The 23,996-nt window shown below is 40.6% G+C and carries 24 protein-coding genes and 1 tRNA gene; 12 read left to right on the top strand and 13 right to left on the bottom strand.

Annotation, left to right across the window (positions count from 1 at the left end; all coding sequences use genetic code 11):
- Nucleotides 1-213 precede the first annotated feature (213 nt).
- Entirely contained in the window at nt 214-1,746 is a 1,533-nt protein-coding gene (locus tag NSTCB13_RS19635; RefSeq protein WP_448273552.1) for a TonB family protein, read from the top strand.
- 190 nt (nt 1,747-1,936) lie between these two features.
- Here the strand turns inward: NSTCB13_RS19635 and NSTCB13_RS19630 are convergent, their stop codons facing one another.
- The gene (locus NSTCB13_RS19630) at nt 1,937-2,095 is read right to left on the bottom strand and encodes a hypothetical protein (protein ID WP_448273551.1); all 159 of its coding nucleotides are present in this window, start codon (nt 2,093-2,095) and stop codon (nt 1,937-1,939) included.
- Between the two features lie 252 nt (nt 2,096-2,347).
- Here NSTCB13_RS19630 and NSTCB13_RS19625 point away from each other — a divergent pair, with 252 nt between their 5' ends.
- Together NSTCB13_RS19625 and NSTCB13_RS19620 are read left to right on the top strand one after the other, a co-directional pair.
- Nucleotides 2,348-2,593 carry a hypothetical protein gene (locus NSTCB13_RS19625; RefSeq protein WP_099099597.1) on the top strand — a complete coding sequence of 82 codons (246 nt, stop codon included), beginning with the start codon at nt 2,348-2,350 and terminating at the stop codon, nt 2,591-2,593.
- A 10-nt stretch (nt 2,594-2,603) separates the two neighbouring features.
- Nucleotides 2,604-3,641 (top strand): hypothetical protein, encoded by a 1,038-nt coding sequence (locus NSTCB13_RS19620; RefSeq protein ID WP_448273550.1) that lies wholly within the window; start codon nt 2,604-2,606, stop codon nt 3,639-3,641.
- 183 nt (nt 3,642-3,824) lie between these two features.
- Here the strand turns inward: NSTCB13_RS19620 and ilvA are convergent, their stop codons facing one another.
- Entirely contained in the window at nt 3,825-5,336 is a 1,512-nt protein-coding gene (gene ilvA / locus NSTCB13_RS19615) for a threonine ammonia-lyase, biosynthetic (protein WP_448273549.1), read from the bottom strand.
- A 534-nt stretch (nt 5,337-5,870) separates the two neighbouring features.
- Here ilvA and NSTCB13_RS19610 point away from each other — a divergent pair.
- From NSTCB13_RS19610 to NSTCB13_RS19600, 3 genes are all read left to right on the top strand, one after another.
- The gene (locus NSTCB13_RS19610; RefSeq protein WP_322705210.1) at nt 5,871-6,173 is read left to right on the top strand and encodes an RNA recognition motif domain-containing protein; all 303 of its coding nucleotides are present in this window, start codon (nt 5,871-5,873) and stop codon (nt 6,171-6,173) included.
- Nucleotides 6,174-6,472: 299 nt separating this feature from the next.
- The gene (locus NSTCB13_RS19605; RefSeq protein WP_448273548.1) at nt 6,473-7,477 is read left to right on the top strand and encodes an aldo/keto reductase; all 1,005 of its coding nucleotides are present in this window, start codon (nt 6,473-6,475) and stop codon (nt 7,475-7,477) included.
- A gap of 122 nt (nt 7,478-7,599) precedes the next feature.
- Nucleotides 7,600-7,962: a hypothetical protein gene (locus NSTCB13_RS19600; protein ID WP_448273547.1), complete on the top strand. Its 363-nt coding sequence runs from the start codon at nt 7,600-7,602 to the stop codon at nt 7,960-7,962.
- Nucleotides 7,963-7,965: 3 nt separating this feature from the next.
- Here the strand turns inward: NSTCB13_RS19600 and NSTCB13_RS19595 are convergent, their stop codons facing one another.
- Both NSTCB13_RS19595 and NSTCB13_RS19590 read right to left on the bottom strand, forming a co-directional pair.
- On the bottom strand, nt 7,966-8,733 hold the full coding sequence (locus NSTCB13_RS19595; RefSeq protein WP_448273546.1) for a Uma2 family endonuclease: 768 nt from the start codon (nt 8,731-8,733) through the stop codon (nt 7,966-7,968).
- A 64-nt stretch (nt 8,734-8,797) separates the two neighbouring features.
- A complete protein-coding gene (locus NSTCB13_RS19590; RefSeq protein ID WP_448274190.1) occupies nt 8,798-10,024 on the bottom strand; it encodes a tetratricopeptide repeat protein in 1,227 nt (408 codons plus the stop codon).
- Nucleotides 10,025-10,390: 366 nt separating this feature from the next.
- Between NSTCB13_RS19590 and NSTCB13_RS19585 the strand changes: the two genes are divergently transcribed.
- Complete coding sequence (locus tag NSTCB13_RS19585; protein WP_445631145.1) at nt 10,391-10,981, top strand: chromophore lyase CpcT/CpeT; 591 nt, start codon at nt 10,391-10,393, stop codon at nt 10,979-10,981.
- 243 nt (nt 10,982-11,224) lie between these two features.
- Nucleotides 11,225-11,295, top strand: a tRNA-Cys gene (locus NSTCB13_RS19580).
- A gap of 548 nt (nt 11,296-11,843) precedes the next feature.
- Here the strand turns inward: NSTCB13_RS19580 and NSTCB13_RS19575 are convergent.
- On the bottom strand, nt 11,844-12,731 hold the full coding sequence (locus NSTCB13_RS19575) for a hypothetical protein (protein ID WP_448273545.1): 888 nt from the start codon (nt 12,729-12,731) through the stop codon (nt 11,844-11,846).
- A 5-nt stretch (nt 12,732-12,736) separates the two neighbouring features.
- Complete coding sequence (locus tag NSTCB13_RS19570) at nt 12,737-14,248, bottom strand: DUF3696 domain-containing protein (RefSeq protein WP_448273544.1); 1,512 nt, start codon at nt 14,246-14,248, stop codon at nt 12,737-12,739.
- A gap of 768 nt (nt 14,249-15,016) precedes the next feature.
- On the opposite strand from NSTCB13_RS19570, the gene NSTCB13_RS19565 reads away from it, so the two are divergent.
- Together NSTCB13_RS19565 and NSTCB13_RS19560 are read left to right on the top strand one after the other, a co-directional pair.
- Nucleotides 15,017-15,442 (top strand): helix-turn-helix domain-containing protein, encoded by a 426-nt coding sequence (locus tag NSTCB13_RS19565; RefSeq protein WP_448273543.1) that lies wholly within the window; start codon nt 15,017-15,019, stop codon nt 15,440-15,442.
- Between the two features lie 87 nt (nt 15,443-15,529).
- Nucleotides 15,530-15,826 carry a hypothetical protein gene (locus tag NSTCB13_RS19560; protein WP_448273542.1) on the top strand — a complete coding sequence of 99 codons (297 nt, stop codon included), beginning with the start codon at nt 15,530-15,532 and terminating at the stop codon, nt 15,824-15,826.
- Between the two features lie 332 nt (nt 15,827-16,158).
- Here NSTCB13_RS19560 and NSTCB13_RS19555 read toward each other — a convergent pair.
- From NSTCB13_RS19555 to NSTCB13_RS19545, 3 genes are all read right to left on the bottom strand, one after another.
- Nucleotides 16,159-16,973 (bottom strand): IS5 family transposase gene (locus tag NSTCB13_RS19555; protein ID WP_448273099.1). Its coding sequence is split into 2 segments (ribosomal slippage): nt 16,159-16,607 and nt 16,607-16,973, totalling 816 coding nucleotides; the frame shifts between segments, so codons are not numbered across the junction.
- 82 nt (nt 16,974-17,055) lie between these two features.
- Nucleotides 17,056-17,532 carry a TIGR00725 family protein gene (locus NSTCB13_RS19550; protein ID WP_448273541.1) on the bottom strand — a complete coding sequence of 159 codons (477 nt, stop codon included), beginning with the start codon at nt 17,530-17,532 and terminating at the stop codon, nt 17,056-17,058.
- Nucleotides 17,533-17,569: 37 nt separating this feature from the next.
- Nucleotides 17,570-17,845 (bottom strand): UBP-type zinc finger domain-containing protein, encoded by a 276-nt coding sequence (locus NSTCB13_RS19545; protein ID WP_322673005.1) that lies wholly within the window; start codon nt 17,843-17,845, stop codon nt 17,570-17,572.
- Nucleotides 17,846-18,094: 249 nt separating this feature from the next.
- Here NSTCB13_RS19545 and NSTCB13_RS19540 point away from each other — a divergent pair, with 249 nt between their 5' ends.
- Both NSTCB13_RS19540 and NSTCB13_RS19535 read left to right on the top strand, forming a co-directional pair.
- Entirely contained in the window at nt 18,095-19,855 is a 1,761-nt protein-coding gene (locus NSTCB13_RS19540) for a Rieske (2Fe-2S) protein (protein WP_448273540.1), read from the top strand.
- Nucleotides 19,856-19,878: 23 nt separating this feature from the next.
- A complete protein-coding gene (locus NSTCB13_RS19535) occupies nt 19,879-20,580 on the top strand; it encodes a gamma-glutamyl-gamma-aminobutyrate hydrolase family protein (RefSeq protein ID WP_448273539.1) in 702 nt (233 codons plus the stop codon).
- Nucleotides 20,581-20,987: 407 nt separating this feature from the next.
- On the opposite strand, the gene NSTCB13_RS19530 is transcribed toward NSTCB13_RS19535, so the two are convergent.
- The 4 genes from NSTCB13_RS19530 to NSTCB13_RS19515 form a co-directional block, all read right to left on the bottom strand.
- Nucleotides 20,988-21,452, bottom strand: coding sequence for a cupin domain-containing protein (locus tag NSTCB13_RS19530; RefSeq protein ID WP_448273538.1), 465 nt, complete (start codon nt 21,450-21,452; stop codon nt 20,988-20,990).
- Nucleotides 21,453-22,202: 750 nt separating this feature from the next.
- Entirely contained in the window at nt 22,203-22,379 is a 177-nt protein-coding gene (locus NSTCB13_RS19525; RefSeq protein ID WP_448267420.1) for a hypothetical protein, read from the bottom strand.
- Between the two features lie 434 nt (nt 22,380-22,813).
- On the bottom strand, nt 22,814-23,383 hold the full coding sequence (locus NSTCB13_RS19520; RefSeq protein ID WP_448273537.1) for a hypothetical protein: 570 nt from the start codon (nt 23,381-23,383) through the stop codon (nt 22,814-22,816).
- 146 nt (nt 23,384-23,529) lie between these two features.
- A complete protein-coding gene (locus tag NSTCB13_RS19515; RefSeq protein WP_445631180.1) occupies nt 23,530-23,736 on the bottom strand; it encodes a high light inducible protein in 207 nt (68 codons plus the stop codon).
- Between the last annotated feature and the right edge of the window lie 260 nt (nt 23,737-23,996).

Genomic DNA, 23,996 nt, shown 5'->3' with positions numbered 1-23,996 from the left:
ATTTAATTGTTAGCTTGTTTTACATAAATTAATTTAATTAAATTGCAACAAAAATTAATTTTGTCCAAAAAGCATGATATTGGTACTTCAAAAAGATATTTTTGTTATTGCAGGGTTCCGTAGAGCCATCGCAATTAATTTTAATTTTTTACTTGATATTTGTAACCTTGCATTCTAAGATAGCTAAATTAGTGAGAATAGGTAGCAATAGCTATGAGCTTTTCTGGCATTACTGTCGAGCAACGTTCCAAAGAAGTTGAGGCTCTCAAGTCTTTTCTGACTTACAGTCTGATAGGTTCACTGGCGCTGCATATCGGCGTACTGTCTTCTGGCATAAGTAATTATTTGACGAGAGTACCCGCAAAAGAAGAAGAACCAATAGAGTTGGCGCTCGTGGATGCTCCGGCTGCGGAACCAGAAAAACCAATTGCAGAGATTCCAAAAGAAATAAAAAAAGAACCAGAAGTTGTCCAAAAACAGCCTATAAAAACTCCACCAGTAGAAAAATTTGAACAGATTACAGCAGTCCCTCAGAAGCCACAGCCGATAGATACGCCGCCAAAAGCAATTCCGATCGAGCCAGAAGTTGCTGTGAAATCTGCACCTATTCCACGAGCGGTACCAGAAGTACCTGTGAAATCTGCACCCATTCCACGAGCGGTACCAGAAGTACCTGTGAAATCTGCACCCATTCCCCAATCAGCTCCGTCTGAAGATTCCAAAGCAAGTTCAGCAGGTGGCGGTGGCGGTGGCGGCGGATCTGGTGTTGGTTTAGGCTCAGGTAGTGGTATTGCTGTAGGTACAAATAGCGGTACTGGCCCTGGCGGAGGAACTGGCACTGGCACTGGAGGTGGCATTGGCAGTGGAACTGGAACTGGCACTGGTAGCGGCACTGGTAGTGGAACTGGTAGTGGCATCGGCAGTGGCATCGGCAGTGGAATTGGTAGTGGAATTGGTAGTGGCACCGGTAGCGGCATCGGCAGTGGAATTGGTAGTGGAACAGGAAACCGTCCCAGAGTAGCAACAGCGCCTACACCTCCAAAAATTAACAGTTCAGGTAATAGTAATGGTCGTGCAGCCTGCCGCGAATGTAATGCCAAATATCCAGAGGCAGCAAGACGGCGAGGAGTTGAAGGCAGAGTAGAAGTAGCTGTAGATACTGATGCAGAAGGTAATGTTACCAATGTGCGGATTGCTCGCTCTAGTGGAAACCGCGACTTGGATGAAGAAACCGCCAGACAAGCGCGTGACTGGAAATTAAAACCCACAGAAGGTGGTAGACAAGGGGTATCTATAGCCACTGAATATGCTATCAAAGGCTCACGGCGATCGCGCCAAGTTCAAGAACGGAAAACACAAAGACAAGCACAAGAGACACAAAGAAGTCAGCAAACAACGGCTGCTAACTCTACACAGGAAACTCCAAGACGTAGGCGCAGAGAGTTGGCACCCCCATCAAAACCAGCAATATCTGGATTTAGTCGGCGACTGGAACCTCAAAGAGCAGAAAGTCCTGCAAGAAATTCATCATCTGAAGCTAGAACAACTCCTACTCAAGGAACTGCAAGAGAGTCCCTACGCGGCATCCAGCGCGAGCAAACGACTACCGATTCATCACAAAAGCCACAAACAACTATAAATCGGCGGCGGCGAAGAGATAACACTAGCCAGAATAAATTGCGGGACTCTTTGCGTAGTTTACGCCAACAACCTCAATCACAACCTACTACTCCCAGTCAGCAGTAATCTGTCAAGTTGAAATTTATCGGTTAGTAATCAGCGCTTGAGCGCTTAACAAAGGACTAAAGTTCTGACTACAAAGTTATTGACCCCGTGAAGTTGACTTGACATACTACTAATAGAGGGATCAAACTTATTGGAATCATACTTTGATTAACAACGATCGCCGCCTCCTGTTTTAGGAGGCGGTTGTTCTTTACACAGGAATGGCTTCATTAAGCATTACCCATCTAGCATGAGGAAGAGGGGTTAGGAGTGCGGTAATTTTATGATGGGCTATTAGAGACACTGGCGATCGCTTGATTTGCCAATCAATAGTAGTGGAAGTAAATAATCCTGCACTTTCTCCTATCAACTTTTATGAGCAAGGCAATGTAAATCGCCTGCGCTTGAAGAATGATAGTAGTGTTTGCTCATCACCAATTATATGCTGAGAGATATAGTCAACAGCTAACTCTCAAATTGCTCATCTGCACTTTATGTCTAGATGTCAAATTCACTAATTTGAATAAAACTTCTACATAAACACACACTGATGCAGTTTGATTTGCTTGAATAGCTATATTGATAGGACATTGATAACGTCGGCAATTCACAATTCCTGATTATGGCAAGTAAATTCATTGATGTTAGAGAATATACTGTCAGGGCGCACAAAAGACAGATTCATACTCGTGTTTTCCAGTTTGTCTGTAAAGAGTGTAACGATCTGACAAAACGCGAGACTTTCGGTCCTCGACCTTTATATTGTGAGAGATGTCGCCCTCCCCAACCGCCTAAGAAATCCCAGCCAGCATCTCACAAGGCAAAACCCAGAGCAATGTCTTATAAAAGTGACATCGATTTAAATTGATTAAAGCCCTATGACTCAAAATGGACAATTAGAACCGCCTCCGGGCACCTTTCTCTCACCACTGTTGGAATTACGAGACTATTATGCTCGCCTGACAGAAGAGTATGAACGCCTCTTTGTGCAGGCGCGATCGCAGCTCGATCATGTAGAAGCGTTGTTGTCTAACTGGTCTTATTCTGATACCAACAAGCAGATATCAAGATTAACGGCGGCTGATGAAACCTCAAATCATTCTGGAGAAACTTCTCTGCGGTTTTTATCACCTCTTGATGACATCGGCGAAATCAACTTGGTGGAATCTTTAGAGTCAGTAGAAAAAGACTCAGATCGAGTTGAGATAAATAATTCTTTTTCTGCTGTTGATACAAAAGAGAGTCAACCTCAAACGACATCAACAGATTCAAAGATCGCTCCAGACAACAACGATAGTTCAACGAAGGTAGTGGAAATTCCGATGCTACCTCAGTATCAGCACGCTATCTCGCGAATGGAAGCCATAAAACAGCTATTGCAAGAACAGATAGGTACTGTTTGTCATATCGATTTTATCGTGCGATCGCTTTATGGACAGTTAGATCCCTATCTATTCAAAGTAGTTAAAGGTAGAGTGCAATCTTCCCTCACCCAAGGTAGAGAAAGAAATTACTGGGTAACTATTCCCGATGAGCCAGGTTGTTATACTCTGGATTTAAGTTTGGTAGCCCCAAATAATCGCAATGGTGCTTCTAGGAATATCAAGAACAAAAATAAGAAGCCTTTCGTTCCGCCGACAAAAACAGTACCGATGCTCAAGGCTTTTGAGGGTCAATTTTTAATTGATGCCCTCACCTCTCTGTTAAAACAAAATCCAGGTAAAGTTTTCAGCGTGGCTGAAGTCATCACCGGAATTTATGGAGAACTAGATTCTCAGCAAATTAGAGAGATCAAAAATAAGGTGCTGAATGAACTATCTAGAGGCTATCGCACAGGTAGATTTGCTAGGGTTCCTAATCAAATCGGCTTCTATACTTGGGACTCAAATCTGATATCGAAGGGGAATTCTCGTTAAATTGGGCATTGGGCATTGGACATGGGGCATGGAGAAGAGACAAGGTAGACCAGGAAGAGGGGCAAGACTTGGGAGAGACTTGTTCAATAATTCCCCCTTGTCTTCCTTGTCTCCCCTGCTCCCCTGCCCCCTGCCCCCTGCCCCCCTGCTCCCCTGCCCCCTGCCCCTCCGCCTCTTCCCCACCTATCCCAAAAACAGCTTGTATGCAGGATTCTTGTTTTCATCCCAATAGCGATAGCCCAGATGGTCGAGAAAAGCTTGCCACTCTTGCATTTCGTGGGGAGGAACCTGGATACCAACAACGATCCGACCGTAGTCTGCGCCGTTGTTGCGGTAGTGAAAAAGACTAATATTCCAGTCGGGACTCATGGAAGTCACAAATTTCATCAATGCGCCGGGACGTTCGGGAAACTCAAAACGGTAGAGTAATTCATTGTTAGCTAGGGGAGAGTGTCCACCCACCATGTGCCGCAGATGTAGTTTAGTTAGCTCGTCGTCTGTTAAATCAAGGGTTTCAAATCCATGAGCTTCAAAGATTTCTACCATCTTGACAGCATCAGCACGGTTTTGAATTTGCACGCCGACAAAAATATGGGCTGTTTTTTCGTCGGCAATGCGATAATTAAACTCCGTCAGATTACGGTTGCCGATACATTCACAAAACTGGCGAATACTTCCGCGTTCCTCTGGAATTGTGACTGCAAAGATTGCTTCGCGGCGTTCGCCTAATTCTGCGCGTTCTGCGACAAAGCGGAGGCGATCGAAATTCATGTTTGCACCACAGGCGACAGCAATTAAGGTTTGCCCTTCGATTTGTTCTCTTTCGGCGTAGGCTTTGGCAGCTGCGATCGCTAATGCACCAGCTGGTTCTAAAATGGATCGCGTATCCTCAAATACGTCTTTAATCGCAGCGCAAGTATCATCTGTACCCACCAAAATAATTTCATCTACATACTGCTGACATAAACGGAAGGTTTCTTCACCGACTTCCCGCACCGCTACGCCATCAGCAAATAACCCGACTTGAGACAAGCGCACCCGATGTCCGGCTTTCAGTGATTGAGACATGGCATCAGCATCTACTGGTTCAACACCAATAATTTTGATTTCGGGACGCAACCGTTTTACATAAGCCCCTATCCCAGAAATTAATCCGCCGCCGCCAATTGCTACAAAAATTGCATGGATGGGTTGCTGATATTGCCGTAAAATTTCCATCCCAATTGTTCCTTGTCCAGCAATTACATGAGGATCGTCAAAGGGATGAATAAAAGTCAATCCTTTTTCTATTTCTAATTGACGGGCATAGCTATAAGCATCGTCATAAGTGTTTCCATGTAACACCACTGCTCCGCCCCTCATTCTCACCGCATCCACCTTCACTTGGGGTGTAGTTACTGGCATGACGATAATCGCTCTGGTTCCCAAACGATTGGCTGCCAGGGCAACTCCCTGAGCATGGTTCCCCGCAGATGCAGCAATTACACCCTGCGCCAATATATCTGGGGGCAGTTGCACCATCTTGTTATAAGCACCCCGCAGTTTAAAGGAAAATACTGACTGCATATCCTCACGTTTCAACAGGAGTTGATTATTCAGCCGTGCAGACAAATTTGGGGCATACTCCAGTGGTGTTTCCTGGGCAACATCATACACACGGGCAGTCAGGATTTGGATTAGGTAGTCGCAAAACATGGGCGTGAAGCTGTTAGCAAATGCTGGATGGAAACTAATTTTACGTTACAAGCGATCGCACTGGTTTTATTGGTTTGTTCTCTCTCGAAACTTTGATTGAACAAAATCTATAAATTACCAATTAATCTTCTTTGAAGATAAATTAAGTTCAGTGATGAAAATTGTTTGATTGCTGCATATTTCCTGCGATCGTTGGTAGGTTGATTTGAAACTAGTAGTACGCCTTGGCAACGCAAGTGGGGTAAAGGGTAAGGGGGAAAGGGAAAAGATTTTTTATCCCTTACCCTTTTCCCTTTACCCTTTACCCAACCTCCACCTAACATTTTTGGGTTGCCAGACTACTAGTTTTGCCAACTATCTGAGTACTTAGATCGACAGATTAAGTATAGTGTTACTTAACAACATAACATCTCCATTTATGTTAAAGTATGCATGGAAGATGAAATTCGGCTGTACAGTTTGTTTTTATATATATTTGTATTACAGACCTCTCCGGATCTAAATCTCTACACCCTCTGATTCTGGAGACATTCTATGTCAATTTACGTCGGCAATCTATCTTATGAGGTTAAAGAAGATGACCTCCGGCAAGTCTTTGCAGAATATGGAACTGTAAAAAATGTTCAATTGCCTGTTGACCGAGAAACAGGTCGGATGAGAGGTTTCGGGTTTGTGGAATTGGAATCAGACGCACAAGAACAAGCGGCAATTGATGCCCTTGATAAGGCTGAATGGATGGGTCGAAGCTTAAAAGTTAATAAAGCCAAACCCAAAACAGAGGGCGGTTCCTCTGGTGGTAGACGAGGAAACTATGGTGGTGGTGGTGGTCGCTATTAAGGTCTAAAACCAAAAATTTAACTATTAAGTCTTAAGGGGCAGACAAGGAGTCTGCCTTTTTTGTACTTCGGTTAAACGAACAAAGGCAGTGGTTCGGCTTCTCTACGAGACGCTACGCAAACGCTCACCAACCGAGCAGGTGGTCACTGAGCGTAGTCGTACCCCTTTGGGGAAGCAAGCTACCCCAAGCGTCTCGCAGCGAAAGGAGTCGAAACACTGCCTCCTGCTTTTCTTTGATGAATGATTTCGGACTGCTATATATGCCTGATAATTAATAAGGCAATCTACAAATAGCAAAGATGCAGACTCTCCAAAAACTCTCACTCCCAAGCATGGGCTGCGGCACTTGGGCTTGGGGCAACCAACTGCTTTGGGGATATGACGAAAGTATGGATGAGCAGTTGCAAGCCGTCTTTAACCTTTGTGTAAGCAACGGTGTAACTTTATTTGATACAGGCGATTCTTACGGAACGGGGAGATTGAATGGTCGCAGTGAGTTGCTTCTGGGACGATTCAACCGAGAATATGTAGGTTTAGGCAAAGAAAATATTTGTATTGCAACTAAGCTTGCTGCTTATCCGTGGAGATGGACGCGTCAATCAATGGTAAAGGCTTGCCAGTCATCTGCTCAACGCCTGGGAAAAAATGTTGATTTGGTACAGATGCATTGGTCAACAGCAAACTATGCTCCTTGGCAAGAGGAAGGACTTTTAGATGGTCTTGCCGATTTGTATGAGCAAGGACTGGTTAAGGGCGTGGGATTATCCAATTATGGACCAAAACGGCTGATGCGAGTGCAGAAAAAATTCGCCGAACGAGGCGTTCCGATTACAACTTTGCAAGTTCAATATTCTCTGTTGTCTACATATCCTGTCACCCAACTCAACCTCAAAGACCTTTGTGATGAGTTAGACATTAAATTGATTGCCTACAGCCCTTTAGCTTTGGGACTACTTACAGGAAAATACTCTGAGCAAGGCCCTTTGCCTAAAGGCATTCGAGGTTTGTTATTTAAGCAAATATTATCAGGAATGGCAAGAGGCAAAGCGGCTTCTGCTGGTAAATCGCTTTTGGAATGTTTGCAAGAGGTGGCACAATTGAGAAACAAAACTATGTCACAAGTAGCAATTAATTGGTGCATCTGTAAAGGAACTATTCCTATCCCTGGAGCAAAGAGCGTCGAACAAGCGAAGGAGAATCTTGGGGCGTTGGGTTGGCAATTAAACGCTGGTGAGATTGCAGAGTTGGATAAGGCGGCGAATGCAGACAAAAAAATGATACAAAATATCTTTCAAACGAAGTGAAATTTCAACGTCGCTGAATTTGAAAAGTCTTAAATGTAACGATAGCGCCAGTAATATCAACGAAAATCGATGTCTACGACGGGCTACGCCTACGCTATTCTCTCATCAACACAAATAAATGCGTGAACATAGACTGTGGTAAGCGATCGCCTTTTACAATTGGAGTATTAATTGTATTTACGTCTATGAACTTTCCTCCTCAAATCCAACAAAAGATTGAAAAATGGGCAAACAGTCAGGGAATTTCGACTGAACAGTTTGTTTTGCAAGCTATTGCAGAAAAAATTGACACGTTGAGTCAGCAAGTCACTGAAGAACATACTCAACAAAACTCTGAGATGACCGATATACTGTCCCTTAATCAATCAAACATTTATCGAAAAGAAGGGATTTTAGTTGTAAAAGCAGAATTACCAGAAAACTTTGATCTTAATGCTTTTATAGATGAGTTGAGAGAAGAACGCATTCAGGATCAAATCTTCTAAATTCTACGTTTCTATCTCAGATACATTCAAACCTGTTAATCTCGCTACCTGTTCTACTGTCATCCCAGATTCAAGTAAGTTGCGTGCAGTTTGCAATAACTGCGATTCTGCTTTGTCTGCCCTTTGGCGTTCTTGTTCTGCCCTTTGGCGTTGTTGTTCTTCAGGAGTTGGTAGTAATTCTCCTGCCAAATTTGCCCAACGTAACCAAGTAGCATTAATACCTTTATAACTTCCCTGCCACAACTGCAATCCTAACCCTAAAGATTGACTCACTAATTGATTTTGAGCATTGAATATAATCGGTTGATAAGCTCCTTTTTCATTCGAGAAACCAACAAAATCATCAGGGTTAAAAGGGTCATACCAGAAATATTCTGGTACACGCATTTGATTTTGATAAATCAGCTTTTTCTCATTTTTGTCTGCTTGGGCTGTGCTGTCAGAAAGCAATTCAATGACTACATCTGGTGCTTTCTCCTCTTCCCAAACCACCCAACTGCGACGTTCTCCTTTCGGGACTCCCAACACAGCAAAAAAGTCTGGCCCTTTAAAGTCTTTGTTTCGCACTTGGGCCAAACTGTAATAAACAAACATATTACCGCCGATAAACCCATCCTCTCGTTCTTCCAACCAAGGTATCAAAGCATCGAGTAGTAAATCCATCTGGGCTTTATGTCGTGCGCTTTCCATCGGAATACCGTCATCGTATGGTAATTCTGCTTGGGTGGGTGGGAGTTGAATATCTGGTGCAGCTAGGGTGGTTTCTGACATAGCTTTTCACCTTGTGGTTAGGCGTAGCGGGTATTTTTATGTTAAGCGATCGCAGAAATTTCAGTTACTTTGCGTTCGACAGTTTTTTAATTTGCCCAGTAAAGTATGCTTCTTCATGTTTGAGTTGTTGCGCCAGTTTTAACCCTTCTTGAAAAGCTGTTAATGCTTGAGGAAATTCTTTGCGTTCTAGATGTAATTGCCCAATTTGGTCATAAGCTTGCATCATTCCGTAAAAGTTGGCGGCTTGCGCCTGTATCTGCACCAGAATTTCGCTAGCCTGCAAAGCCTCCTGTGTTTGTCCTTGGGAACGATACAGCGCAATTAACTTTTGCAAAGCATCAGCAGCCCGAACGTACTCCTTGAATTGCCAAGCAGTTGTATAAGCTTCTTGATAATTATTAAAAGCTTCTAGCAGTAAATTAGGATCTTTCTGAGCTAGAGATTCGTAATCTGAAGCGATCGCTAGCTTTAATTTTAATATTTCTGTAAGATTATTTTCATTGGCATAAATTTCTGTTAGTTTGTTAAGTACATTCAATGACTGCTGCGGTTGGTTTGTCTGCTCGTAAATATAAGCCAATTGTTGCAGATATGTTACTTCATTTACGCGATCGCCAAGGGATGTAGCGAAACTCAACAATTCCTCATAGATTGGTGCAGCTTTGCGATAATCAAACCAACTCAAATGCAGTTCTCCAATTGTTTTGAGGGTTTCTAATACCGCTGTCTGGTCTTGTTGTTGTCGCACTACTAGCAAAACTTGGTTGTAAGCTTCTATAGCCAGTTTAGACAATCGCACATTTTTGTAAGCTTCACCTAGCGATCGCCACAATTCTAAATCGATTGGAGCAGCTTTTTTCTGAGATTGGGCTTGTTTTTGAATTGCTTGCAATCGTTCCGTAATATATTGTACTTCTTGCCCGTCGTTTAGCTTCCAAGCGATTGCCCCAACTCGTGATAATGCTTGCACTTCTGCTAATGAACCTAAAAAGCGCCGCAAACGTAATTCTCGGTTCCAAATTTCAAACGCCGCCACCTGTTCGCCTGCTTGCAGTTTCGCCGTCGCTTCTTGATTTAATGCATCTAACGCTGGTTCTAACTTTTGCCGTTCTTGGGGAGTTAACGGCTGTTTATCCTTGGGCGATCGCGGTGACAGTGGATCGGGTGTGGTAATCTCTAGAGGGCTGGGAGGAAATTCATCGGGTGGTTTCGGCGGTTTACTCGCTGCCAGTGTTAAAGAATTGCTAAAGAGTATAGTGGCAGTAGCGATCGCAATTAAGTGCTTGAGCATTCCTTCCTTTACTTTGCCTTGAGTGATTTGCATGAGATAATTAACAATTATCCCCATGCCTATTATTGACTAACTATTCTCCAGCTTTTCTCCAGCTTTACAAGAAAAGCCTACCTGAGAGCAATCTGGCTTCAGCACACAGAGAAAAGATAGTGTAGGGATTTTGCCAAAATAAATGCTTAACGAGTTCTAGTTGTTAGGTACAAGATGTAAAGTTTCACGTGTACTCAAGCGGCTAATTTTCTCCAATCAGAGCATCTATCCTAGATATAATTTAAAAATTGCGATCGCAACCAGGATTTTTGAGTCAGGGGAGTGTCAAAATAATCCTAGATCGTATTTAAGTAACTAGTCAATCGTTTTGTAATGACTCATTCTACTGATATCGCCACCTTAGCCCGTTGGATGGCAGCTGACTTTAGCAATCAAGAACAAGCTTTTGAAAATCCGCCTTTTTATGCTCATATCCGCGTCTGTATCCGTCCCCTTCCCTTAGAGTTGTTCTCAGGGGTAAGTTTGTTTCTCGAACAAGCTTATGATTTTTTGCTCAATCAACCCTACCGAATGCGGGTAATGAAGTTAATTCCGGCAGAAAACCACATTGCGATTGAACACTACACCGTTAAAGAAGAAGAGAAATTTTACGGTGCATCTCGCGAACCCGAACGCCTCAAAGAATTGTCTCTTGACCAATTGGAAAAAATGCCAGGTTGCAACATGATTGTAGAGTGGACAGGTAAAAGCTTCAAAGGCAGAGTTGAACCTGGTAAAGGCTGCATAGTGGTTCGTGACGGCAAAAATACTTATCTAGATAACGAATTTGAGATTGACGCTAAAGAATTTTTCAGCCTCGACAGGGGAAGAGATTTAGACACCGATGAACGTCTCTGGGGTTCTATCGCTGGCCCATTTCACTTTCTCCGCTGGGGTAGTTTTGCCGAAGAAGTAAAAGTGTAACAAGCTAGGAGTGAGGAGTGAGGAGTTGCAACTTTCTTTAATCAGCTAAGATTTGTTTGTGCTGCGATCGACCTGCAATCGAAATTTTATCGCGATCGCCTAAAGCTTACCAAAAACATCCAGTTAACCTACTATCTCTACCTCAAAATCCTATGCTATCATGGTTTAACTAGTGTCCTATGACTGCTAAATAGCTGCTAAGATACCTTAGCAACATAAAAGTAGTTCAGGGAATCTTGCTGTGGCGGCATAGCCAAGTGGTAAGGCAGAGGTCTGCAAAACCTTCACCCCCGGTTCAAATCCGGGTGCCGCCTTTTAAGAAATATAAGCATTACAGGGCTTTGAAGCCCTTTTTTAATGGTTGTTGTAGGGCTTGTTTCCAGAGCCTTACAATATTTTTGAGGTAATTTTGGGTAGTTTGGGTAAAGAACTGGGGTAAAACTGGGGTAAAAATGTAAGGTAGAGGTTTTTACCCCCATAAGTATTTCTGGGGTAAAACTGGGGTGATGTGGAAGGATAAAGATGTTTACCTCAGTTAACTAACCTTATGGAATAAACCTTACCAATGCAGACACACTTTTATTACTCTTTGCCTGGAAGCTGATATTGATGCGAAGGATGTAGGAAGGTAGGTTGGTAACTCTCCAGAAATTATTTACAAGCATTACGCAGGTAATAAACGTAATATTACAAAGCAATTGTGTCAATAAAAAAATACGGTGATCTTATAAAAGCAGCTTTTGCATAGAATGCCACTGCTCACGATCACCTTGTTCATTAACTATTAGCACTGTTTGCGTTAGAGACTGTCCCATTAATGGTTCACAATGGGACAGTTCAACCCAATGGTACCTAATCAAGTTTATAAACCATTATCATGTTCACCTTCATCATAATATTTTAAAAATCTAATTTTTTTTGCAATACTCTCGTAATGAATGCGGGTAGAATAAGGCCTTTGGGTTACTCTAAATCTATACTCTTTTTTTTGCTTAATATGTTCATCTTGCAACGCACCATCTTTTGCAGCCTGTTGTTTCGTCAATGTTAATCTTTTAGCAATACTATATAAAATATCTTTCTTATGATTTCTAACATTTATTAAGTCTTTTAAGAAAATTTTGCTGAATTCATATTCATAAATAGGTTTAATATTGTTTTTTTCAAAAATAACATCTAAGGCTTTAGATATTTTATCTATATCGTCAACACTAGTTGGCCAATAAGTTGTGGTTAAATCAATGCTTTCAAGCCAATCTACAGATTTTTTTATCATTATTGGATTTAAAACACAACTATGGCAGTTACATAGAAATGTATATTCTTGTTTGATTTTGTCAACCCCTAAGCACATATATACGTTTTCGTTTTTATCAATTAATATGTGCATTAATTCTAAGAATGAATTCATAATTATTTCTTTGAAAGAATCATTAGTTAAATCTGGCTGCACTAAGCAAGCAGGTAAATTTTTGGTATTTTGGAGAAATTCTTGTGTATTCCTGAACAAATTATATATGACTGGAATAATAGAATTACTCCAATCTTTGTCTTGTCGCCAAGGTGGTAATTGTGGATAATCCCATAACAATTCTTCTAATTTATCTGTCCAGTATACTTTTGTAATTTCATGATGATTAATATTGCTTAAATTATCTAATAAATGCTCTAAAAATTCATCTCTTTTTATTTCATCTTTCCATTTAACTTCAGAGATAAATAAGCATGAAGGCTCAAAGACGTTTTTCATAGTTTTTACAAATTTTTATTTCTATTAAATTTCCTTTTCCTTAATCCTGCTCTTATAATGTTTTCCTGTTCATTTGCTACCTGATCAAAAAATCCTGAAGGCCAATTGACAACTCCACGTTCATCATCAATCTTAATTTCTTCGTATATTGAGCCATTTTCAGTGTTACTTATAAAATAGATAGCAATTAAATCTTTGAATTGATTTGTTTCGCTTTCAACTATTCTTCTAACTAAACGATTTATTATATGGTCACTATGGGTTTCAACTATTACCTTTTTACCAGATAGTGCTAATGAGATAAAATAATCTGCCATTTGCATTTGAAGGTTGGGATGCAAATGAATTTCTGGTTGCTCTAATAAGAGAGTACTTCTCCAAGGCATCCTCAATCCTTCTAAAATTATAGGAAATATTTGGCTTACCCCAAATCCTACATCTGCTATGTTGACACGGGTTTTAGATGCTGAACTAGAATTAAGTTCTAAGTAAATTATTTCATTTAAAGTTGCTGTTTTAAAACCTTTAATATTCATCAAGTCCAACCATTCTTGAACAGCAACTGAAAGTTTTAAAAAAGGTTTTTGTTGAAATGAATTACTTCTTATATCATAAAAAAAATGATTTACTACATCTTGAGATTGTTCGTTTGAATATATGTAAGCTGCATTTTCACCTTTTATGCCGATTTCTAAAATTTCATCTTCATAAATATATCTTCTTGATGGCTCCTCTCTTAACGGACCAATATAAGTATATGAAGAAAAAATAGACTGTAACATATTATTAATTGTATAAAGTAGAAAAGTTATATCTGGTATTCTTGTAACCTTTTCTTCAGTGTTGTCAAAATTAATTATTCTCATTGAAAATAAGTTAGTAAATTTTATTTTTACATGAACCTCTCCCTTTTTTTCACTATCTTGTCTTAACATAATTCGATTAGTGATGTTTTCCCATTGGATTTTATATAGGTCACTATCAATAAGTTCTAATTTAATAAAAGCACCTGGAATTATTTGTTTATCAGGCATTAATGTTTCTAATTTAAAATAGATTTGATCAACAATAACTGTTTTTAAACTTTTCTTGCTTTTACTTTGATTTTTGTAAGATTTTAATACAACTTTAAAATTAATATTATGTGAAGCGAGTTGTGTTTCTCTTGTAGATAAAAACTCTCCAAGAAACATCCTCATCTTCAATCGGTTAGACCCAGATGAATATTGCTGGTCATCTTTTGAAATTTTAAATCTAAAATTTAATTCTATTTTATTATCTAAATTTTTATCAAAAATTATATTTTCAAAAGTACCCAGGTGAACTAATCTACCATTAAGAAGTAGGGTTTGGTTTGGGTTTTGGCTTTCTAAAGTTTGCTTTAATAAAAGAATACTTTGTAAAATGGATGTCTTACCACAACTATTAGTTCCGCACAAAACGGTTATTGGTTTTGTATTTAAATTTTCAAGATACTGAAAACCTTTAAAATTTTTTAAAGAAAGACTATCTAGCATTTTTATGTTTTTATTAGTTAATGTTTGTTTACTCTGTCGCTGTATATAGTAGCAGGTAGTGCATTACTTTAAAGACACATTCGGGTAAGTGCTACTGATTTTATCTACTTTGCCTTGATGTTGTCTTCGTCAGTTATATCTCTATTAGCTTTATTTTGTAAAGCTTTATACAAAAAAATAACCATGACTATGAGCAAAAGTAGTGAAGATGCCGTTGGCGAATTTATTGGAAGGGTAATTTTTGGAAAATTTCGTTGGCGGGTTTCCAGGATAGCACAAAGACTTCCAGCGTTTTAGAAATATTTCACCAACGGTATCAGCATCGATTGCTCATTTACCCCCTAAATCGCAGTTTTGAGTTTTTCTGTCTCTGTTCTCTGGTAGTCAGTACTAGCAAATTTATCTTTTAAGGCTTCAAAGTCAATTTGACTTACAGTCGATCGGTTGAGAGTGGGATTGTGCGATGATCGCAGTGCGACAAAGTTTGAAGTACTCCAAAACGACTTTTAGGTACCTCGAAACGACTTTTAGGTACCTCAAAACGACTTTTAGGTACCTCGAAACGACTTTTAGGTACCTCAAAACGACTTTTAGGTACCTCGAAACGACTTTTAGGTACTTCAAAACGACTTTTAGGTACCTCGAAACGACTTTTAGGTACCTCGAAACGACTTTTAGGTACCTCGAAACGACTTTTAGGTACCTCGAAACGACTTTTAGGTACTTCAACATGATTTCTAGGTATCTGTTGCTTATACCAAATTGCCTTTGGTTGCCATTTTTAACGCGATATTGAAAGCGATCGCTTATTCTCGGTATGATGGCTCTATATGTTGTCACCCGTGCATTATTAAAGTTGTCGCTATGCTTGCAGCCAAAACACCCACTCGCAGACACTGGGAACTGTTTGAGGTTTACAAAGCTAAGGTTGCTATCAAAATGGAGCCTGAAGAGTTCCTAAAGCATTGGGCTGTCAGCTACGAAGAACTTGCCGAATTGTGTGGTCGTTCTAAAAGCACGGTAGCACATTGGTTTTCTCAAGGTGAGCATCGTCGGGAACCCTCAGAATCTGACAAACGCCGACTAGCGGAAATTCATGCTCTGTGGATTCAATTTGAAAATGAACCTGCCCACCTGAGAGAGATATGGGCAAGAAAACGACGGCGCAAACAAGACACGAACTGTAATAATTAGTTGTCATCAGTGCATTATTTACTTGTCATGGTGACAACGCGAGCTTTATTGTTTGTCATAGCTATTCCTACCTCTGTTAGGTGAATTATGATTACTCAAAGCTTTTTATCCAGCGTCGAAGAATCAAATGCAGCAGTCAATAGTCCAAGCGAGTTTCAGACTGTGCAAGGTAAAGAACCACTCAAACATCTGTTGATTGGTTCTTCTAAAGCTGTAACTAGCACAATCCACTACTTGCAGGTTATTGGCTATGCAGATGTTGGGGATTGGAGTCCTTTACTACCCAGTCCTAATCCTGGTGAAGTCATGAGCATTTTGAACAGACCCTATTGTGGTGCAATAGGCACTGTTACTTCGTGCAAGTCAGTAATTGATGACTCCTAGCAAGGAGTCATTTTTTTAATTTGTAAATTATTTTGTGTGCGTTGTGTGCGATGTCTACGACGGTCACTGAGCGCAGTCGAAGTGCGGGCTAGCGCCCACGCAGAATGAAGAAATCTTAGAGGATAACTGCAAAGTGCGATCGCTGTTTTTATGGACAAATAATTAGTTAATGTATGTGAGAAGAATTTACTGATTTACCAATTAGTATAAAATTGTTTTGGCAGTAGCTATCGCCCGCTCTACACTCTCCACAATATAAACATTTTCTGGCGACAATTTTTTAAAGAAAAGTTTACTTTCATCATCATTAGAGCTGATTCGTAAACAAAAGCTTAAGAAGCCATCCGCTTGATCATCAGACGAATCAATGAGCCATAAATCATAGCTTCACTTAACTCTGTGTACAACTCATAATCCTTACTCAAACGCCGAAATCTATTAAGCCAGCCAAATGTCCGTTCCACAATCCATCGTTTCGGCAATCGCTCAAATGTTTTCGATATCCTTTCAATCACCTCAACACGAACCTTTTCTCCGCAAACTTTCTTGACTGCTTGAGCAAAGTTTTCTCCTGAATAGCCTTGATCTACCCAAACAACTTCCAATTTGGACAATTCTTTAACCGCCTCATGCAGTACAACCACAGCACCTAAACGTTCTGACGCATTGGCTTCAGTTACTAAAACACCAATCAACAACCCTTGAGAATCTACAACTATATGTCGCTTACGCCCTTTAACCTTCTTACCACCATCGAAACCGTAGACCTCCCCTTTTTTTCCGTGGTCTTCACTGACTGAGAATCTGCGATCGCCACGGTAGAATTTTCATCTCGCCCTAAATCTTGTCGCAGTTGATAGCGCACTTGGTCGTGAATCTGCTGCCAGATGCCTTTACGCTGCCATTTTTGAAAGTAGCCATACACTGTTGTATATGGAGGAAGGTCATGAGGTAGCATTTCCCATTGACACCCAGTACGTTGCACGTAGAAAATTGCATTCAATATTTCTCGTAAATCTACTTCTACAGGATGCCCAAATCCCTTTGGCGTAGGGAGAAGAGGCTTGAGAATCAACCATTCAGCATCGCTTAAATCACTTGGGTAGGGTTTGCGGTGTGGATTCTCAATCGTAGGTATACGGCTCATCGACAACAACATAAATTACACTCGATTTAGCCTATAACCTTAACAAAGCCGGATTCAGCTTTCTTTAGATTTTCTTTACGAATCAGCTCTTAGTCAACAAAATTACTTGCTTATTTGCTTTCAAAGCGAGAGCAATTTCTGAAGCAGTTCCTGCACCTATACCGCAAGCAATCACCAAATCGCTGCTAAGAACATTAATATTGTTTCTAGAATTACCCATGTCTGTGAAAATAGCAATATCTACCCAAGAGGATATACCATCCTGATTCTTACCTGGAAGAATACCAATAGTTAAACCATCAGCAGATTTTGCACCTTTACTTACTGCATCCATTACCCCTACATTTCTACCACCAGTGAGTAAAATCCATCCTTGTTTGGCAATAAGTTGACCTAATATATAAGCATTTTGTAAATCATTGGCTGTCGCATTTTCTCCCCTACCCATAACCCCAATAATAATTCTTCGCATAAAATGAGAACCGTAGTTTTGTAGGTTGGGTGCAGCGATAGCGTAACCCAACATAAAATTTAGTGGTAATGTTGGGTTGCGTTTCACTCCACCCAACCTACAAAAATATATTTTTTAAAAAACTTTAATAGTTTTTTGCCTGCTCATCCAAAAAACACCATAACCACTGTTCTCCTAACTCAGCCGAGCTAATTACTGAATGTCCAGTTTCTTCATAATGCCGTCGGGCATGTTGATGAAGAGAAGAATCACAGCACAGCATCTTACCGCAACTTTGACAAATACGGAGATGCACCCAGCGACTATTTATTTTGATACACTCTTCACAACGAAATACTGGGTAATTTGCCTTAGAAATCAGAGTCTCCGCAGTCAGATTATCTAAATGTTCGCAGCTCATAGGGGTTTGAATGAGAGGTTAATCAGAGTATATATTAGTGCAGCGAAACACAGCTAATTTTGTCAGTTAAGTAATAAACCTGACAACCTTCGACATCACCAGCCAAAATTCGGTCATGCGCTTTGTAGTCGCAGTAGTACTCAGTAGCTTCGAGTGTATTAACAAAAATTAGTATTGTACAAATGGTCGAAAAAAGAAAAAATTTGTCAGAGTAGAAGCAAGGCTTTTGATATTTTGTCTGTAAATTAAATGACTCAAATATTTAAAGAAACCACCAAAAAAGACAATTATACCCGTGTTGCTCAACTTACAGATGTTCAGGCAGCAGGCAGTTTGTTAATCCGCAAAGAAAAGCATACTATTGTCTTGTTTTACTCAGACAATAAAGTTTATGCAATTGATAACCGTTGTCCCCACATGGGTTTTCCCCTACAAGGTAGCACTTGCAAAGATGGTATTGTTACCTGCCCTTGGCATTATGCCCGTTTCGATCTAGCTAGTGGTGGAACCTTCGACTCTTGGGCAGATGATGTGCCGGCATTTCCTGTAGAAATCCGTGATGGTGAAGTTTGGGTAAATTTAGCACCGCCAGTTAATCCTCATGCCCACCACCGCCAACGCCTTGAAGATGGTTTAGAGCAGAGTATTTCCTTAGTGATTGCCAAATCAACGATCGCACTGTTAGATATAGGAGTAAATCCGGCTGAACCATTTCAAATCGGGCTACAATTTGGCACTCGTTACAACAAAACAGGTTGGAGTGCAGGTTTAACTATCCATACCTGCACGATCAATCTCTTACCTTATCTGGATGAGGAAGACAAACCTCGTGCTTTATTTCACGGACTTTCAGCAGTCGCTAATGATAGTGCAGGCGCGCCGCCTCTGTTTGTCGTTCAGCCGTTGCCTAACTCTACAGTTGATTTTCCAACTCTTAAAAGCTGGTTTTGCCAGTTTATTGAGGTACGGGATGCTGAAGCCGCACAAAGATGTCTGGTATCTGCGATTCGCTCAGGGGCTAATTTAGAGCAAGTTGCGGATATGCTGTTTTCATCGGCTACAGATCATCGTTATCTCGACATTGGGCATACCCTTGATTTTATTAACAAAGCACTGGAAGCACTTGATGTTGTTGGTTGGCAAGCAGCAGAATCTGTTCTACCTAGCTTAATTTCGGGTTTAGCTAGTGCATCCCGGATGGAAGAATCTAATTCCTGGCGCTACCCTGTAGATTTGGTGGCAATATTAGAGTCAGCTTTTGAGCAATTACCCACTGTTTTAAATGCGGGAAAATCTCAACGAGGAACTTGGGCAAACTCGGAGCAATTAATACCAATCTTATTAGGTGAAGACCCACAAGCGATCGCCGACTCGCTACTGAATGCCCTACAAGCTGGTTGTACGGAAGAACAATTAGCAAGTGTAGTTACTTATACGGCAGCATTGCGTGTAGCTCGTTTTAATACTAACAATGACTTTGGAGATTGGAATTCCGCACATCATCCATTCACTTTTGCGAACGCTGTGCATCAAGGCTTACGACGAGTGCCAACAGTGGAACTACTCAGAGGTGTATTTGATGCGGCAATGAGTGTTTATTTGAATCGTTTTTTGAATGTACCACCAGCACGACTTCCAGAACTCAAAGACTCCGTTCCAAATCCCGAAGAATTACTCCAGCAGCTACCCGATTTATTAAATCGTCAACAGCAAGTTAACCAGACAGGTCAATTAGTGGCTAATTATTTATATAGTGGTGGCAAGCCTGAAAGACTCATGGCAATGCTAGGGAAAATGATGCTCAGAGAAAACCGTGATTTTCATGTTATTCAAGAAATAGAAGCCGCTTTTCGTCAGTATTCCCTATTAGGTGACACTCCTGCTGGGGTTCATGTATTAATTGCTGCTGCTCGGTATTTAGCAGCCCATTCTCCCACAATGCGATCGCAAGCACAAACCTATCAAATCGCTTATCGTTTACATAAAGGCGATCGTTTATTTGAGGAATGATGAGTAGAAAATCTCGAAAACCATTGATTGGGATTACAACTTACGGTCGCCTTGCAGCATTACCATTTTCTCTGCCAAGCGAATATATAGATGCAGTCCGTAAAGCAGGTGGCATTCCCATATTATTACCACCAGGAGAAATTGAACCTGAAATACTTTTAGATTCTTTGGATGGTTTAATCATCTCTGGTGGTGGAGATATTCATCCTGCTTGCTACAATGGTTTTGCTCATCCGACTATTTATTCTGTCGATCGCGAACGCGATGCTTTTGAATTGCAGCTTGGCAAGTTAGCTCTCGAACGTCATCTGCCGATATTAGGTATTTGCCGGGGTTTACAAATTCTTATCGTTGCCAGTGGAGGCACTCTAATTCCTCACATTCCAGATGTTTACGGTACATCTGCATTACATCGTCTAGAGCCTGAACCTGGACGACGTTTACATACAGAACATCTCGTCAGGATAGATGGAGAGAGCCTTTTAGCTGAGTGTTTACAGAATTCTCGCATATCTGTAGTTTCTTGGCATCATCAAGCAGTAGATAAAGTACCCCCTGGTTGGCGGGTTGTTGCTCATGCCTGGGATGATGGAGTCATTGAAGCTGTGGAGCACGAACATCATCCTTGGGCAATTGGTGTACAATGGCATCCTGAGCTTTCAATTCTCGATCCCAGTAATCAAAGACTTTTTCTAGCTCTCGTTCAGGCTGCACATTGCCACTAAGATATTCAAAACCAATACCTTTTCCTTTTCCCTTTCCCCTTTCCTCTTTCCCCTTTAACCGAACCGTATTTAGTGTTGACTGGTTCCCAGCCTCCAGGCTGGGAACTCATTCTGGGAGGCTCCGCCTCCATAGCTTGACAAGAGGTAGAACCTCTTTGAATACATTCCCAGCCTGGAGGCTGGGAACGAGTCTAAACAAGCTTTTGGGCTTTTCTTAGTGCCATTCAATTCTCGATCCCAGTAATCAAAGACTTTTTCTAGCTCTCGTTCAGGCTGCACATATAAGACACGAATGCCATTAAGATATTCAAAACCAATACCTTTCCCCTTTAACCGAACCGTATTGAGTGTTGTTCTTCCTCAGTTGATACTTTTCGGTTGATACTTTCAACCAACACCGTCAAGAATTAAATCTCTACTGGCTCCTGATCGAATTTTCGCATCAATTCTACAAGAGCATCTCGGTCTTGAGTCTGTCCTTCCTTGAGCAGTTCGGCTAACCCTTCAAAATACTTTTCGCGTTCTCCTGCTGGACAAAACATGATTAATAATTTTGCAGGCACAGTTCCTCGATTAGCGAATGTATGAGGCGTATTACGTGGAACTAATACAAATGCCCCTGGTTGCCCCTGCACTATCTGATTACCAACTTGAATTTCTACTTCTCCTTCTAATACATAAAACATTTCTTCCATTTGCCGATGAAGATGCAGTACCGGGGCAGTTCCACCTGGTTGTATTAAGTTTTCAAACAATCCCAAATGACCATGAGTATCTGCACCAACTACTTTAAATGTTATTTCGCTATTACCAGTAGTTAGATGATTACCTTCTCCTGGCATTAACACAATTTCTTTAACTGGTAAACTCATCAATACTCCTACTTATAAAAAGGTTATTTTTAAATCTCTAATTTCAAGGCTTAAGCGTTTCTTCAATCGATCGCTACTAGATTATATTTCTATTCTGTTGTACATTATAAACTTCAACATCCCTCAATAGGTAAGTTTTTTACAATCCAATCGTAGGTTTTCATTTTGAGTTTGTTTAAAAGCTTGTTCGCTACCAAAAATAGGAACTTCAGAGAACCGCCAAGCTTCTCCTCCAATCCATACTCCGCCAATTAACCGTGCTATGGGATTGAGTTGATAGCGTTCTAAGTAGAAGGACTAAATTAAACCTAACTTGAAATTACCGGGTTTCGACTGCGCGGAAGTTGAGTTTCGACTACGCGGAAGTTGAGCGTAGTCGAAACTCAACCCTCTTTTAGTCGGGCTACTGAGCATTGAGCGGAGTCGAAATGCGTCTTATAAATAATTGTGTCCACCTACTTACTGCTGTTTTAAGCTAAACCACATCTAGTTTGCATAATCTTAAATTGTACATTTATTGTGGGGTGGGCGTCTCGCCCGCCCAATATATGCAAGGTTATTTGTGGAACAGCTTATTTGCCAAAACTAGAACTGCTCCTCCATCATAAGAAAAGTATGGCAGTGCTTTTACCCCAATAAGGGCTTTTGATAAACTAAAAGCACCACCATACATTTTGCTGAGGATCTTGTTATATTTGAAAGATTCAATGCGCTCAAAAAAACCAAAACTTCCTACTTTAATAAATCAGATTAAAACCGAATAAGTCCGTAATAAGCACTTGCAGCAACTAGAACAATTGTTAATACTCCCAAAGTTATGCTAAGTAGAAATTGGATAGAGGTTTTTTGATTTAGAGCTTCTTTACTTCCACCTTCAAGTGTTGTTCGTTCGGTGTTGTTAGAATTGCTTACGTTGTCAGTTTTCATGATTTTATCCTGTTTAATTATTTATTACAATTTTGCCTTTAATCAGAAAAATTACATCTAACTTTAGGATTAACAAAAAAGGTAGAAATAACTAGATATAATTAAAACTGACTTTTGCTCCCCTCTCCTGGTAGGAGAGGGGCTGAGGGAGAGGTCAAAATAGCACTCGTCGAACTCACGTTAATTCATGAATTTTCCTTGAATTACCTGGACATATTCTGAACGAAACTTCTGTGCAAATTCTCGATCAAAATACTACAAAAGTTTTCAGCAGGTGGTCGTCACAGGTATGCTGCTGTGTATCCATCAGGTTTACTCCGTTCTTTTTTCTAAGATAATCCGCACAAGAACCGTTATAAAAATTTGTGAAAAATTCTGGATTCAATGCACAGATATAGCAACATTTGTGAAAAACATTTTGTTTGAAAAAAGCGCTAATTTGCCCCACCATTTGAAGCCTGCGAGGAATCATAAACGCCCCAATAATCAATACCCCGATCGCGTAATATGGGTTCAACGCGATGAATTTCTTCTTCTGAGCCTTCTAATATGAGCAAATAAGAACTCTGCTGGAGGCGATCGCTATAAACTCTGGCTCTGTCTTCGGGTATACCTAAATCGCCTAATGCCTTCAGTAAATTCTGATTTGCTGCGGCTCCCACAGCAACACCTGCGATGCTACTAACCAATGCTACACCTACGGAACCTGCTGCTAGCACAGCTCCTAAACCGGGAAGTGCCAAACTACTCAAACCAAGTAACGCGCTACCCCAAGTAGTTGCTGTCAGCGTATCTCCTACGGCTCCAGTTGTATCGACATCTCGATCGCCAATGCGATCGCTTATCTGCGCCTCACCTAAGTTTTCACCTTGCTCTACATCTTTAGCAATAACAGAAACTTTTTCCATAGGAAAATTTGCAGTTTTCAATTCATTAATTGCCTGCTCTATTTCTTGAGAATTCGCAAATACTCCTAATGCATGTATTGTGTTTTTAGTTATCATATTTTTCTCCTTTAGATTATTGTATTCGTGCGTCCATATATAGCCTCGGCATTAGACTATAATTCACGAGTAAGTTTATTACAACGCTCCTAAATTGTTATTTATTGAATTATTTCCCCAAGAGGGGATAAATCATCAGTGAAGAATTAGCGAACCAAGTGGAGTACGTCACGCACTAAACTATAGCCAGCTAAATCCCAAAGTACGTAAGAAATAAAGCCAATCATCGCTAAACGCCCATTCCACAATTCTTGTTGCGGATTCCATCCAAAAATCCAAGCATTGCGATCGACACCATTATAGGCTTTAGCTTCAGTAGATAATTCAACCACTTTGTTAGTTTCAGCTGCCATTGCAAATATTCCTGAATAACTCTACTACACCCACATCTTAGTTACTATTACGGTTGCAGTTCTCTGTCTATTGGGGAATCTAAAAGCGTCACGGGAAGTATCTCAGGGCATTGTCTAGACTTTTGATAGTTTCGACTAAAAAGTATTAGCAACTTTTTCCAAAAAGCTTACCAAACATCATTTGTAGCCGTTTAAATACTTCATAATCAACTTTCAAATGATGCAATCTCCTAATGCTATTTACTTTTTTTATAAACAGT

It is taken from the genome of Nostoc sp. DSM 114160 (assembly GCF_053470305.1).
This window is presented reverse-complemented; position numbering and strand designations above follow the sequence as displayed.